This is a genomic window from Parapedobacter tibetensis, from assembly GCF_024704835.1.
GTDB classification, from domain to species: Bacteria; Bacteroidota; Bacteroidia; order Sphingobacteriales; family Sphingobacteriaceae; genus Parapedobacter; species Parapedobacter tibetensis.
The window spans coordinates 489223-501800 of sequence record NZ_JAMXBE010000004.1 but is presented as its reverse complement, the minus strand read 5'-3'; the positions used below and the strand labels follow the sequence as shown (position 1 = coordinate 501800).

Annotated in this window: 12 protein-coding genes and 2 tRNA genes; 10 read left to right on the top strand and 4 right to left on the bottom strand. The window is 44.7% G+C overall.

What is annotated here, in order from left to right:
- Positions 1–217: 217 nt before the first annotated feature.
- Positions 218–688, bottom strand: a complete 471-nt coding sequence (locus NF543_RS09555; RefSeq protein ID WP_257667889.1) for a putative immunity protein — start codon at positions 686–688, stop codon at positions 218–220.
- A gap of 208 nt (positions 689–896) precedes the next feature.
- Between NF543_RS09555 and NF543_RS09550 the strand changes: the two genes are divergently transcribed.
- From NF543_RS09550 to NF543_RS09535, 4 genes are all read left to right on the top strand, one after another.
- Positions 897–1091, top strand: coding sequence for a hypothetical protein (locus NF543_RS09550; protein ID WP_257667888.1), 195 nt, complete (start codon positions 897–899; stop codon positions 1089–1091).
- The gene (locus NF543_RS09545; protein ID WP_257667887.1) at positions 1042–1962 is read left to right on the top strand and encodes a recombinase family protein; all 921 of its coding nucleotides are present in this window, start codon (positions 1042–1044) and stop codon (positions 1960–1962) included. The genes NF543_RS09550 and NF543_RS09545 overlap by 50 nt, the downstream gene beginning before the upstream one ends.
- Positions 1963–2045: 83 nt before the next feature.
- Positions 2046–2246, top strand: coding sequence for a hypothetical protein (locus NF543_RS09540; RefSeq protein WP_257667886.1), 201 nt, complete (start codon positions 2046–2048; stop codon positions 2244–2246).
- 4 nt (positions 2247–2250) lie between these two features.
- Entirely contained in the window at positions 2251–2529 is a 279-nt protein-coding gene (locus NF543_RS09535) for a hypothetical protein (protein ID WP_257667885.1), read from the top strand.
- Here NF543_RS09535 and NF543_RS09530 read toward each other — a convergent pair.
- A tRNA-Ser gene (locus NF543_RS09530) sits at positions 2520–2604 on the bottom strand. The genes NF543_RS09535 and NF543_RS09530 overlap by 10 nt on opposite strands.
- Positions 2605–3396: 792 nt before the next feature.
- Between NF543_RS09530 and NF543_RS09525 the strand changes: the two genes are divergently transcribed.
- The 6 genes from NF543_RS09525 to NF543_RS09500 all read left to right on the top strand — a co-directional run bounded on the left by NF543_RS09525 (position 3397) and on the right by NF543_RS09500 (position 9875).
- A tRNA-Arg gene (locus tag NF543_RS09525) sits at positions 3397–3470 on the top strand.
- A 139-nt stretch (positions 3471–3609) separates the two neighbouring features.
- A complete protein-coding gene (locus NF543_RS09520) occupies positions 3610–4617 on the top strand; it encodes an NAD(P)H-dependent glycerol-3-phosphate dehydrogenase (RefSeq protein ID WP_257667884.1) in 1008 nt (335 codons plus the stop codon).
- Between the two features lie 6 nt (positions 4618–4623).
- Entirely contained in the window at positions 4624–6327 is a 1704-nt protein-coding gene (ggt, locus tag NF543_RS09515; protein WP_257667883.1) for a gamma-glutamyltransferase, read from the top strand.
- A 95-nt stretch (positions 6328–6422) separates the two neighbouring features.
- Positions 6423–7325 carry an oxygen-dependent coproporphyrinogen oxidase gene (gene hemF / locus NF543_RS09510; RefSeq protein WP_257667902.1) on the top strand — a complete coding sequence of 301 codons (903 nt, stop codon included), beginning with the start codon at positions 6423–6425 and terminating at the stop codon, positions 7323–7325.
- A gap of 29 nt (positions 7326–7354) precedes the next feature.
- On the top strand, positions 7355–8602 hold the full coding sequence (locus NF543_RS09505; protein ID WP_257667882.1) for a M16 family metallopeptidase: 1248 nt from the start codon (positions 7355–7357) through the stop codon (positions 8600–8602).
- Entirely contained in the window at positions 8592–9875 is a 1284-nt protein-coding gene (locus NF543_RS09500) for a M16 family metallopeptidase (RefSeq protein ID WP_257667881.1), read from the top strand. Before NF543_RS09505 ends, NF543_RS09500 begins: the two co-directional genes overlap by 11 nt.
- An 8-nt stretch (positions 9876–9883) precedes the next feature.
- Here the strand turns inward: NF543_RS09500 and NF543_RS09495 are convergent, their stop codons facing one another.
- Positions 9884–11161, bottom strand: coding sequence for an anthranilate synthase component I family protein (locus tag NF543_RS09495; protein WP_257667880.1), 1278 nt, complete (start codon positions 11159–11161; stop codon positions 9884–9886).
- A 7-nt stretch (positions 11162–11168) separates the two neighbouring features.
- A complete protein-coding gene (locus NF543_RS09490) occupies positions 11169–12443 on the bottom strand; it encodes an adenylosuccinate synthase (RefSeq protein WP_257667879.1) in 1275 nt (424 codons plus the stop codon).
- Positions 12444–12578: the final 135 nt, after the last annotated feature.

Sequence of the window (12578 nt, the reverse complement as noted above, 5' to 3'; positions counted from 1 at the left end):
TAGGAATAGGTTGATCCGGATGACACAGTTCACGTTACACTACCGCGCCACCTTATTTGCCCTGCCATTATGCCGTAGTCTTTTGGTTGGGCGGTGCGGTGGGTGTCCGCCTTAACTTTGCTAACTTTTTATTTGTTTTTGGATGATTTTTAAAATGATGCTCAATAATAGAATGGTTTTTACCCTACCGCTATACAAAATTCATATTGGCGGTTCGTTATTTTGTTGTCCGTATGTTATGCTTCAACAATTCATTTATTTGCCATTCTCTTTCAGCTGTTATTTTGTTTAAATCATTTGAAGAACATAATTGGACAGTTTTAATTGCGTAATCACTACAAACCATTGCGTGTTCTTTCATATGTCCGACCGCTACGGCTTGTCCAACAGTTCTTAAAATATTTTTTGCAATTTCTGTTTTACATTTTCGCGCTTCTTCGTGAACCTTAAACCCTGCCTGTCTGACTTGATGAACAGTTGCTTTATTTTCCTGCCAAAGTTTATTCGTTTCAAAACCAAAATCCACGACTTCGGAATTTATTTTTTCAGTTGATAAGCTTAAAACGTGTTTGGCAGAGCTTATAGCCCAATTTGCTAAATCAATATGTTCCGTAATTTTTACAAGACCTAATAATTCTTCCCGTAATTCAGGATTATCTAAAATTTTAATTTTGGGTTTATCGCTCATTCTCTTTGATGGTTGTTGTCCGCCTGTCACTCCCAAAATTACAAAAATATCTCAACCGTATTTGGGATTATAATACAGTAATTTGCAACTGAACGCCAAATACTACCTCTCACTGCAACATTGAATGGTCGAGCATCTTTTCAGAGTGGCTTTAAAAATGAAGCTGATAGCCAGCTTTCATTTTTTATCAACATAAAGGAGTATAGCGATGGAAAACAGTGATAAAAACAAGGAAACTCCCGAAATCGACAAGACCATTTTGGAAATTAACGAGCAAAGGGAGCGTGAGAAAGAGGAAAAATTTGTAGATTTAATCATTGAGATTATTGTGTCAGCAACGTTAAGGGAATACTATGAAAAGAGCGATAAGATACCTACGGTTCAGCCAACTCGGACAAAGTAACGGTTCAATCGAAAGACAGGAACTCTATACCGACCAATGGCTGAAATTCAACAATGTGGAACTGGTGGACACCTTTACCGACAGGGGCACGAGCGCACGGACGTTTGACCGCCCCGACTTCATCAAACTGAGGGAGTTCATAACCAAGCACCACAGGACGGTGGATTACTTCTTGGTCGACCAACTCGACCGTTTCAGCCGTGATACAGGGGAAGCGATGAGTATGGTCAAGCTCCTGCAACAGAAGTACAGCCTACAGGTTGTAAGTGTCACCGAGGGCATTACCTTTGACTACGATACGCCCGGAAGTTTCTTCCGTGCAGGATTGCAGTTGTTGCTTGCCGAAGAGGACAATATCAACCGGAGCATCAAGGTCAAGGGCGGTATCTATACCGCAAAAGCCAAAGAGGGAAGATTTGTTTACAAGAACGCTCCGTTCGGGTACAGGAAACAGGGAGAGCGTAAGGAAAGGCGGTTGGTAATTGAGGAAACCGAAGCCAAGATAGTACGCTTCATCTACGATGCTTATCTAAGGGATACCCCGCTCTATCTGATAAAGGAGCAAGCCCAACGGTTGGGCTTTCCGACAAAGGGCAATATGGCTATCGAACGGGTGCTTAAAAACCCGACCTATGCAGGCGGACTGTTCGAGGCTATCCACGAACCCATCATTGACAAGACCACGTGGATGATGGTACAGGAGAAAATGAAACGACCCGAAAAAACGAGGACGGTCATCGATGATGAAATCCCGTTGCGTGGGGTATTGAAATGCCATTGCGGAAACCCGTTATCGGGCGCACCGTCAAGGGCAAATCGGGCAAGTATTTCTATTACTACAAGTGCAGGCACTCCAAGCACAACAACATAAGTGCAATAAAAGCTCATAACCAATTTTTGGAAGTCTGTGAGCTGATGAGCCTGCCGAGTGCAAGGGTAAGAAAGATTAGGACAGTGACCAAAAGTTCGCTCGATTTGGAAATGGAGAGCAACCGTAAAAAGGTCATAGAAAAGAGAAGCCAATTGCAGGAAGTCGAGGAAAAGCTGTTTTCGGTCGAGGAGAAATGGATAAAGAACGAAATCAACAAAGACACCAAAGACCGTTGGTATTCGATATACAGTAACGAAATACTGAACCTTAAAGGGAGCGATTGAACGGTTGAGCAATGACCAGAGCAAGGCGTTCAGCATCTTGGAAGATAACCTGAACCTATTGACCGATATGCGCCATGTATATACCGTGTCCGACACCCTACAAAAAAGGGAATTTGTGAACAGGGTGTTCGACAGCAATCTGTACTATGAAAATGGTATTTATCGAACACCTACCATGCTTGGTTTAGTATCGCATAACCATTTGAAAATGAAAGAAAAGGGATTGCTTATATACGAAAAAAAAGAGGGTCTTCTTGATGAAGACCCTCTCAGCGGAGAGTGAGGGATTCGAACCCCCGGACCTGTTACAGTCATCGGTTTTCAAGACCGACGCAATCGACCACTCTGCCAACTCTCCGCCGCAAAAGTACAAACTCTACCACATTTTGCAAATTCAATTCTTACTTTTTTGTTAATGATTTCATTACCAGTTAAATATTAATTAACAGTGATAAATATCATATCCAACTCTACATGGCTGAATTTTGAGAAACCAATTTTTGTTGTTACCATTTTGAAAAAACTAAAAGGTTAATACTAAATTATGATTACCAGATTTGGTTTGAGGATCGGATCCGCCCGGTTTAGATACGGTTTGCCGGGAATACCAATTAGTTTTCGCGGCAAACCAATTCACTTTTGCCCGGGAAGAATTGGTATTTGGGAAATACCTTTTGGTCTTCACGGATTTCCGATTGGTGCCGATGGATTTCCGTTTTTCCGCAGCGTATTTCTAATTGGTAAGCGGCAAAAGAGAATGAGTTATTGAGGAGGGAGAATTAGTAATTAGAAAAAGGGAATGGAAAAAACCGGCCGGAAAATCGGTATACGGCAAAAACCAATTCTTTTCCGTTGAAAACACATCGGTAATGCGCAAAAACCGATCATAAATCCGTAGATACCAATTAGGAATTTGCGAGAACCAATTAGGTTTTGGAGCAAGAAAATTGGTTTTTCGGAAATTCCCACCCTGTTTTTCGTGGATTTGATTATAAACCACCGATTCCCGATGATGAAATTCTTTTCGTGTTTCCTTGTTTCCATTTCCTGTTATCTTTGTTGCCTCACCTTTGATGTACAGCGAGGAACTTCTCGGAGGATGGAGTTGTTTTTATAGGCAATTTTACCTAAGTTTGCACCGAAAATAGAAGCGCCAATAGCTCAGTTGGATAGAGCAACGGTTTTCTAAACCGTCGGTCTCAGGTTCGAATCCTGATTGGCGTACTAAATAGCCTCTTGATGTATATTGAGGGGCTTTTTTGTTAGTGTTTAATAGCAATAATGTCAATAGGAAGGCATGTTTGCTTCTTCCTTGGAGAAATGCTAACTTGTACCAATTGGCAATATCAGGATTTACAAGACTATGGATTTTACAAAGCAAACAGTTGGGGTGGTAGGAAGTGGTAGTTGGGCAACGGCTATGATTAAAATGCTGGGTGATAACGATGTTGACAAGTCTATCTATTGGTGGGTCCGTAATAGGGAAACCGCGGATTACATCCGGATATATAAACATAATCCCAATTACCTAAGCGCTATAACGGTCAAAATCCCCAAGAGAAACATCCATGCCGATGTACGTACAGTCATTGCGCATTCCGATATTGTAATCCTCAATACACCCGCGGCATTTTTGAAGGATGCGTTGAAAGGCATTACATCGGAAATGTTGCAGGGCAAGGTCATTGTTTCCGCCATCAAAGGGATTGTTCCAGATGAAAACCAAATTGTAGGGGATTATCTTCAGGAACGGTACAATATTCCCATATCCAATATCGCGGTCATTGGTGGGCCATGTCATGCGGAGGAAGTATCACTTGAAAAGCTATCATACCTTACCGTGGCCTCGCAAAATATGGATGTCGCAGTAGCTGTAGCCTCACTGATAGGTACCCGTTATATAAAAACCAATGTCTCCGATGATATATATGGGACCGAATATGCTGCCGTGTTGAAAAATATTTATGCGGTAGCAGGGGGTATTTGCCATGGCATCGGATTCGGTGATAATTTCCAGGCTGTATTGGTGTCCAACGCAATCAGGGAGATGGCGGACTTTGTAAACACCGTACACCCCATTAAACGGGACATCAAGGAATCTGCTTATTTAGGCGATCTATTGGTGACGGCCTATTCTCAATTTAGCCGTAACCGCAACTTCGGGAACATGGTTGGCAAGGGTTACTCGGTTAAATCTGCACAGTTGGAAATGAACATGGTAGCCGAAGGGTACTATGCCTCGAATTGCATCCAGCAAATTTGTACGGAATACGGTATTGAATTGCCCATCTGCAATGCCGTGTATAACGTATTATATCAAAACCAATCTCCAGTTCTGGAAATGAAAGCATTGGCTGAAAAATTAACATAACAACATATGAACGGAAAAACCTTACCTTGTTATTTTCTTATTCTCTTTTTCCTAGCGGTCTCCGTTGTTTCATGCGATATATTCAAGCGGAACGAACTGCCTCCTTCCTATCACAACGGCGTGGTGGTAACCGCTCATCCCGAAGCTTCTGCTGTGGGGCTAAAAATCCTCAAGGACGGTGGCAATGCAGTGGATGCGGCGGTAGCTGTGCAGTTTGCACTTGCTGTGGTATACCCTAATGCAGGCAATATTGGAGGAGGAGGGTTCATGGTGTGCCGCAATGCCGATGGCAGCTTTGCTTCGTTAGATTTCAGGGAAGTAGCGCCAGTAGCCGCCAAGATGGATATGTACCTTGATGATGAAGGCAATCCCATTACCGACCTCAGCCTGCGAGGACAATTGGCCTCAGGCGTGCCGGGTGTGGTGGATGGCATGGTCAAAGCACATGAAAGGTATGGGAAGTTGGAGTGGACTCAGTTGTTGCAACCTGCCATCCTTCTGGCACAGCAAGGATTCCCAATCACGACCAGGCAGGCCCAAGAGCTCAATGGCAGGAAAGAAAGCTTCGAAAAGCACAACCCAGCGGGAACGGCCTTGGTGAAGGCAGGGGAGTGGGCAGAAGGGGATACCCTTGTGCAACCTGAACTGGCACATACGCTATCCTTAATTGGCCAACACGGTAGGGCAGGCTTTTATGAGGGAGAGGTTGCCAACCGGATTGTTGATGAAATGGCAAGAGGCAATGGCATCATCAGTCACGCCGACCTGAAAAATTATGAAGCCAAGTGGCGGGAACCGGTCGTATCGACTTACCGCGGCCATCGGATTATATCTATGCCGCCATCATCAAGTGGCGGAATTGCGTTGATTTCTATGCTCAAATCTGTGGAAGCCTATCCGCTGTCAAAATGGGGCTTCCAGAGCGATTCAACGATGAGGGTAATGATAGAGGCTGAACGCAGGGTGTATGCCGATAGGGCCACTCACCTTGGAGACCCAGATTATTATGAGGTGCCACAAGCGATGTTGATCGATTCGGGCTATAATGCAGAACGGATGCGCAACATTAATTTCAAGCACGCTTCATTCAGCAGCGATATTTATGCAGGAAACCTACTCCGTATCGAAAGTGAGGAAACAACGCATTTTTCCATCATTGACGAAGAGAATAATGCTGTATCCATTACCACTACCATCAACGGTTCCTATGGATCGCACGTGGTAGTAGATGGGGCTGGGTTCTTGTTGAATAATGAGATGGATGACTTTTCCGTAAAACCGGGAACACCTAATATGTATGGGCTGATCGGCGGTAAAGCCAATGCCATTGAGCCCGGTAAACGTATGCTCAGCTCAATGACACCCACGATCATGGAAAAGGACGGTAAGTTATTCATGGTGGTAGGCACACCCGGTGGAGCTACCATCATGACATCCGTATTTCAGACCATCCTCAATGTAGTGGATTTTGATATGAATATGCAACAGGCTGTGAATGCGCCGAGATTTCATCACCAATGGTTGCCCGACGAAGTGTTGGTCGAAAAGGACGCGGTGGAAGATAGGATTCGCCATTCATTGACCACAACCGGCTATAAATTGGTTGATCGAAATAGCATAGGTAGGGTAGATGCCATATTGGTATTGCCAGATGGAAGTTTACAGGGAGGGGCTGATCCTCGTGGAGATGATGTGGCCTTGGGCTATTGATATATAAAAAAGCCGTATAGGTTTACTGCCTTGGCGGCATACATATGTGCGGGATTGTCGCATAGACAAACTATGAGGTTTATAAAAAGATGAATGTGATTAGCAAGCAAGCGATAGCCGAACGGTATAAGCATATTCAGGATGAAATATGCGCGGGGTTGGAAGCGTTAGACGGGGTTTCGGTTTTTGAAGAGGAGGTATGGCAGCGTGATGGCGGTGGCGGTGGGCGCACCCGAATCATCCAAAATGGCGATGTCATCGAAAAAGGAGGTGTGAATTTTTCAGCTGTGCATGGGCAGCTACCTGAGGCGGTGAAAAAGGCCTTTAATGTGGATGAATCGGATTTTTTTGCGACAGGTGTTTCCATCGTTATCCATCCAAATAATCCGTTTGTGCCTATCATCCATATGAATATCCGGTATTTTGAGTTGAATGATCGGATACGATGGTTCGGTGGGGGGATAGATCTCACACCGCATTATGTGCAACTTGAAGATGCCACCTACTTCCATCAACAACTCAAGCATATTTGTGACGAGTATGACCCTGCTTTTTATCCGGAATTCAAAGCTCTTGCCGATCGGTATTTTTACATCAAGCATCGACAGGAGACTAGGGGCATAGGCGGCGTTTTCTACGATAGGCTCACACCTGATCGAACAACGATATCATGGGATGGGATTTTCGACTTTTCATGTGCTTTGGGTCGCGCATTTGTGCCGATTTATAGGGAGCTGGTCAACAGGAACCGCCATAAGGCGTATACCGAAGCCAACAAACAGTGGCAACACCTCCGGCGCGGACGGTACGTGGAATTTAACCTGGTATATGATGCGGGAACGAAATTTGGCTTGGAAACCAATGGTCGTGTCGAATCCATCTTGATGAGCTTGCCCCCACAAGCCCAATGGGCTTATGATTTCAAAGCCAAACCGGGAAGTGCAGAAGAACATACCTTGTCATTACTTAAACAGGGAGTGGATTGGTTAGCCTCATGATTAAAACATACGATTACATAACATAAAGAATGGTTACATTCAATCGATTTACGTTAACCAACGGCTTACGAGTACTGGTACATGAAGATCCTGCTACCCCAATGGCGGTGGTGAATATATTATATGATGTGGGGGCCAGGGATGAGGATCCCAACCAGACTGGGTTTGCACACCTATTTGAGCACCTGATGTTTGGAGGCTCAGTCCATGTGCCTAATTATGACCTGCCCTTGCAGCGGGTAGGTGGTGAAAACAATGCATTTACCAATAACGACATCACCAATTATTACATCACCTTGCCTTCGGCCAATCTCGAAACGGCTTTTTGGTTGGAAAGTGATCGCATGCTTAGCTTGGCGTTCAGTGAAAAGAGCCTGGAGATTCAACGGAATGTAGTATGCGAAGAGTTTAAGCAACGGTATCTCGACCGACCTTATGGTGATATGTGGTTACGCTTACGGCCGTTGGCTTATAAGGTACATCCATATCGCTGGGCAACCATTGGCAAAGAACTTGCCCATATCGAGGACGCCAAAATCCAAGACGTCAAGGCTTTCTTTGAAAAACACTACACGCCCGGTAACGCTATTATGGTAGTAGCAGGGGATGTTACTACCAACAGGGTAAAGCAGCTAGCTGAAAAATGGTTTTCACCAATCCCTTCAAGGGGTAAGTACGTACGTAAATTGCCCGCTGAGCCCCGGCAGCAGGAAGCTCGTAGAGAGGTGGTCCATGCCGATGTGCCGCTCAATAGCCTTCATATAGCTTTTCATGGTTCTGCGAGAAGCGATGATCCGTATCATGCAATGGATTTGATTTCGGATATGCTGTCGCAAGGGCAATCTTCTCGTCTATACCGTCGGTTGGTAAAGGAAATGCAATTGTTTAGTGAAATAAATGCCTACCAGGTAGGGGGTCTTGACCCTAACCTATTCGTGGTGGAAGGGAAGCCTTCGCCTCAAGTTAGTATCGAAACTGCCGAGGAGGCCATATGGACAGAATTGGAGGCGCTCAAGAACGAAACGGTTGAAGAATATGAGTTGCATAAGGTGAAAAATAGGGTGGAGTCTACCATGGTCTTTTCTGAGCTGGCTATTTTAGATAAAGCCATGAACCTTGCGTATTTCGAACTCTTGGGCGATGCAAATGAATTGAATAGCGAAGCGAAACGGTACCTTGGTGTATCTGCCGCCGACATACAGCAACAAGCCAACACATTATTTAGGAAAGAAAACTCTTCAACACTTATTTATATTGCCAACAAACATGCTGGATAGGACCTCTCCCCCCGTTTATAACGCGATAGAACGCTTCAACCTGATCAAACCCGAGCATATTACATTTGCCAATGGCATGGAGGTTTTCGTATTTAACGCCGGCGAACAAGATCTGGTGCGTATTGAATGGATATTTGGAAACGTATTCACTGAAGAGAAGCAGGCGTTACTCAATACCTGTGCCTGTGAAATGTTGTTGGAAGGAACATCCTCCTATAGCAGCACGAAGATTGCCGAAACGGTGGATTTCCATGGTGCTTTTCTCGTACCGGAGTTTGGCTACGACCGATCTGCCCTCTCTCTGTTTACGCTTAATAAGCACTTAGCGCATCTGTTGCCCTTGGCGAAAGCTGTTCTTTCGGATTCCGTTTTTCCTGAAAATGAACTGGCAACTTATACCCGTAATAGTAAGCAGAAATTGCAGGTTGCACTCGAGAAAAACAGCTTTGTAGCGCGTCGCCAATTCAACAACGCTGTTTTCGGCCAAACTCGTTATGGGCATGTATTTGAAATTGCGGATTATGATAAAATAACAAGGGAAGCCCTTTTGGCATTATTCCGACAACAATACACGCCGTCCAACTGCACGTTGATCATATCAGGCAAGGTAACGGATGACGTGGTTGCTTCTTTGGAACGATTATTTGGTGACGATTGGACTGATGATAACAAATCTGCTCCAGCAGATATTGCCCCAGACTTTGGTGGACACGAGGGGCGGGTAATTGTGGCTGAACGCAAAGATTCATTGCAATCAGCTATCCGGTTAGGATGTCTGAGTTTACAGCGCCATCATGAAGACTTCCCCGGTATGCAGGTGGTCAATACGTTATTGGGTGGTTATTTTGGATCCCGATTGATGGCTAATATTCGGGAAGATAAGGGGTATACCTATAGTATCGGATCGGGATTGGCTTCGTTGAAACACAGAGCTTTTTTTACCATTGCTTCTGAGGTTGGTGTGGATATGACAACGGCTACACTTACCGAAATAGAACGGGAAATCCGCTTACTTAGAGACGAAAAGGTGAGTGAAGAAGAATTGGCACTAGTCAAAAACTATATGCTGGGTTCCATGTTAGGTAGTTTGGAAAATGTGTTTTCACATGCAGATAAATTCAAAAGTGCTTATTTTTCAGGACTGGATTTAGATTATTATGAGTATTATACCGGTGTGGTCAGGAATATCGATGCCGATGAAATTCATCGTTTGGCCAATGCATATCTAGACTATGATAGGATGGTGAAGGTGGTGGTAGGAAGGATGATTTGAAGATAGGCTTACCGACTCTTCAACACCTCAAATAGCGCTTTACCTTTCAGCAAGCATTCATTGTACTCCTTTTCCGGATCGGCATTGTCGGTGATGGCTCCGCCGGTATGAAAGGAGAGGTAGCCATTCTCTGCATTGTACACCATGGTGCGTATGACCACGCTGAAATCAAAATTGCCCTGCGGACTGAAATAACCCAATGCTCCGGCGTATATTCCGCGACGGCTGTTTTCATATTGGTCTATTAATTTCATGGCGCTTATTTTCGGTGCTCCGGTCATGGATCCGGGTGGGAACGTGTTTTCGATGGCCGCTGTTGCACTCATACCATCACGTAGTTGACAAGTGATGGTAGAAATCAATTGATGCACCTGCCGAAAACTGTGTATTTGTAACAACTCGGATGCTTTCACGGTACCTGGTTTGGCGCTCCGGGTAAGGTCATTCCTTACCAAATCCACAATCATGATATTCTCACTGATCTCTTTCGGATTGGTAGACAATGCAGCCTTCAATTGCTCGTCTTCATCAACATTTCTCCCGCGTGGAGCTGTACCCTTTATGGGTTGAGAGAGCAATGTGCTACCATTTTTCGATAGGAAGCGTTCTGGGGAGGCGGATAGGATGTATTTCTCTCCAAACTTGAAAAAGCATGAAAAAGGAGTGGGAGAAACTTCGTTAAGCCTCCGATATGCTTCCAGAGGGTTAAGGGAGACGTTTTCTGCAAAAAACTCTTGGCAAAGGTTTACCTCATAACAATTACCTTTATGGATATGGTCTTGCAATTCAGCGAAGGCCGAAAAATAAGTTCCCCGAGTCATCCGGTATTTTAGTCGGCCTTTGAATCCCAAGGGTTCCTCATTTATTTCTGTAGCCTCAATTTGCTTGATGATGGCTTGTGGATTTTCTCCTTTGATCTCTGCATTGTATCGCCCAATGAGTAGAGTGTATTTTGGCACAAAGAAGTAAGCATCCGGAAACGCCGTACGGTTTGGATGCTGGGAATGCAACTCTTCGATCTCGTTTTTTAGGTCGTATCCCAAAAAACCGGGAATCCATGTGTTTGGATGGCTATCTATGAAATGTTGCAATTTTGCGAAGGTATCGTGTCCATCGCTCGTGAAAGATGCGGATTCACCTACGGCGATAAATACCTCAATATTGCCATAGTTGTCGCGGTAACCATTGGAGTCAAGGTAACAAACAGCGTCAAACTGGGCTGCCCATTGCAACGCCTTTTGGGTGAATGTGTCACTATCATCAAGGTGGCATGCTAATGATACCATAGCTGAGTTAGCTCAATATCAGCGTTTGTGTACGATCTGGTCCTACAGAAAGGTATTTGATGGGTACGCCAAGGTGCTGTTCGAGGTAATGGATATAATTATATAGCGTCTGGGGAATTTGATCCTTGCCGGTAATTCCACATAGGTCCTCGTTCCAGCCTTGGAGGCTTTCATAAACTGGCTCAGGTTTAATGCTCACGATATCGTAAGGCATATAATCTATTTTTTCACCATTTTGTATGTAGTGGGTGCACACCGCTATGGTGTCAAATCCGCTTAAAACATCGGCTTTGGTCATCACCAATTCAGTAACCCCATTGAGCATGATGGCATATTTGAGCGCGGGCAGATCAATCCATCCAGTACGCCGTGCCCGTCCGGTGGTGGCACCAAATTCATGGCCCAGCTGACGGAGTTTTTCTCCTGTTTCATTGTCCAATTCGGTTGGAAATGGGCCGCCACCCACACGGGTACAGTATGCCTTGAAAATACCGATAACTTGGCCGATCTTGGACGGAGCTATCCCTAATCCTGTGCAAGCACCGGCTGTAGTGGTGTTAGACGAAGTGACAAATGGATACGAGCCGAAGTCGATATCCAGCAAGGTGCCTTGCGCACCTTCGGCAAGCACGCGTTTGCCTTCACGAAGGTATTGGTTTACCAAATGCTCGCTATCTACATGGGGGATTGTTTTGAGAAATTCCACAGCCTCCATAAATGCCTGTTCACGTTCAGTAAAATCAGGTATTTCTCCATAGTGCGATAAGATTGACTTATGTTTATCCACCAGTTTTTGATAGCGCTCCATGAAATCGGGTAGTGTGGTGTCGCCCACACGTATGCCATTTCGACCAGTTTTATCCATGTAAGTAGGGCCTATACCCTTGAGCGTGGAACCGATTTTCCCTGCACCCATTTTAGTTTCTGATGCTGCATCGAGTAGCTGGTGGGTAGGTAATATAAGGTGGGCCTTGCGAGCGATGACCAACTTTCCATCAGCCACCGGATCAAACCCGTTTTTTTTCAACGCATCTAGTTCCCTCTTGAGTGTGATGGGATCTATGACCACTCCATTGCCGATAAGATTGAGCGTGTCCTTATTAAAAATACCAGAAGGAATGGTATTCAGCACGTATTTTTGGTTATCAAATTCCAACGTATGCCCGGCATTCGGTCCGCCCTGGAAACGGGCAATTAAATCGTATTTTGGACAAAGTACATCCACAATTTTACCTTTCCCTTCGTCGCCCCATTGTAGGCCCAAAAGCACATCAACTTGCATAGTCTAAATTAGTATTGAAAATTGAAATCATTTAATATCGGTGGAGGTGGTAGCATATTAGCGCAACCCAATTGCGCACTGGGAATACCAAACTCGTGGCAAATCTAACATTATTTTAATACTCTCCGATTTTTA

Bases quoted from the DNA above. Each gene is read 5' to 3' on its own strand.
- NF543_RS09555 (WP_257667889.1), bottom strand. From the start codon at position 688: ATGAGCGATAAACCCAAAATTAAAATTTTAGATAATCCTGAATTACGG.
- NF543_RS09550 (WP_257667888.1), top strand. From the start codon at position 897: ATGGAAAACAGTGATAAAAACAAGGAAACTCCCGAAATCGACAAGACC.
- NF543_RS09545 (WP_257667887.1), top strand. From the start codon at position 1,042: ATGAAAAGAGCGATAAGATACCTACGGTTCAGCCAACTCGGACAAAGT.
- NF543_RS09520 (WP_257667884.1), top strand. From the start codon at position 3,610: ATGGATTTTACAAAGCAAACAGTTGGGGTGGTAGGAAGTGGTAGTTGG.
- ggt (WP_257667883.1), top strand. From the start codon at position 4,624: ATGAACGGAAAAACCTTACCTTGTTATTTTCTTATTCTCTTTTTCCTA.
- NF543_RS09505 (WP_257667882.1), top strand. From the start codon at position 7,355: ATGGTTACATTCAATCGATTTACGTTAACCAACGGCTTACGAGTACTG.
- NF543_RS09500 (WP_257667881.1), top strand. From the start codon at position 8,592: ATGCTGGATAGGACCTCTCCCCCCGTTTATAACGCGATAGAACGCTTC.
- NF543_RS09495 (WP_257667880.1), bottom strand. From the start codon at position 11,161: ATGGTATCATTAGCATGCCACCTTGATGATAGTGACACATTCACCCAA.
- NF543_RS09490 (WP_257667879.1), bottom strand. From the start codon at position 12,443: ATGCAAGTTGATGTGCTTTTGGGCCTACAATGGGGCGACGAAGGGAAA.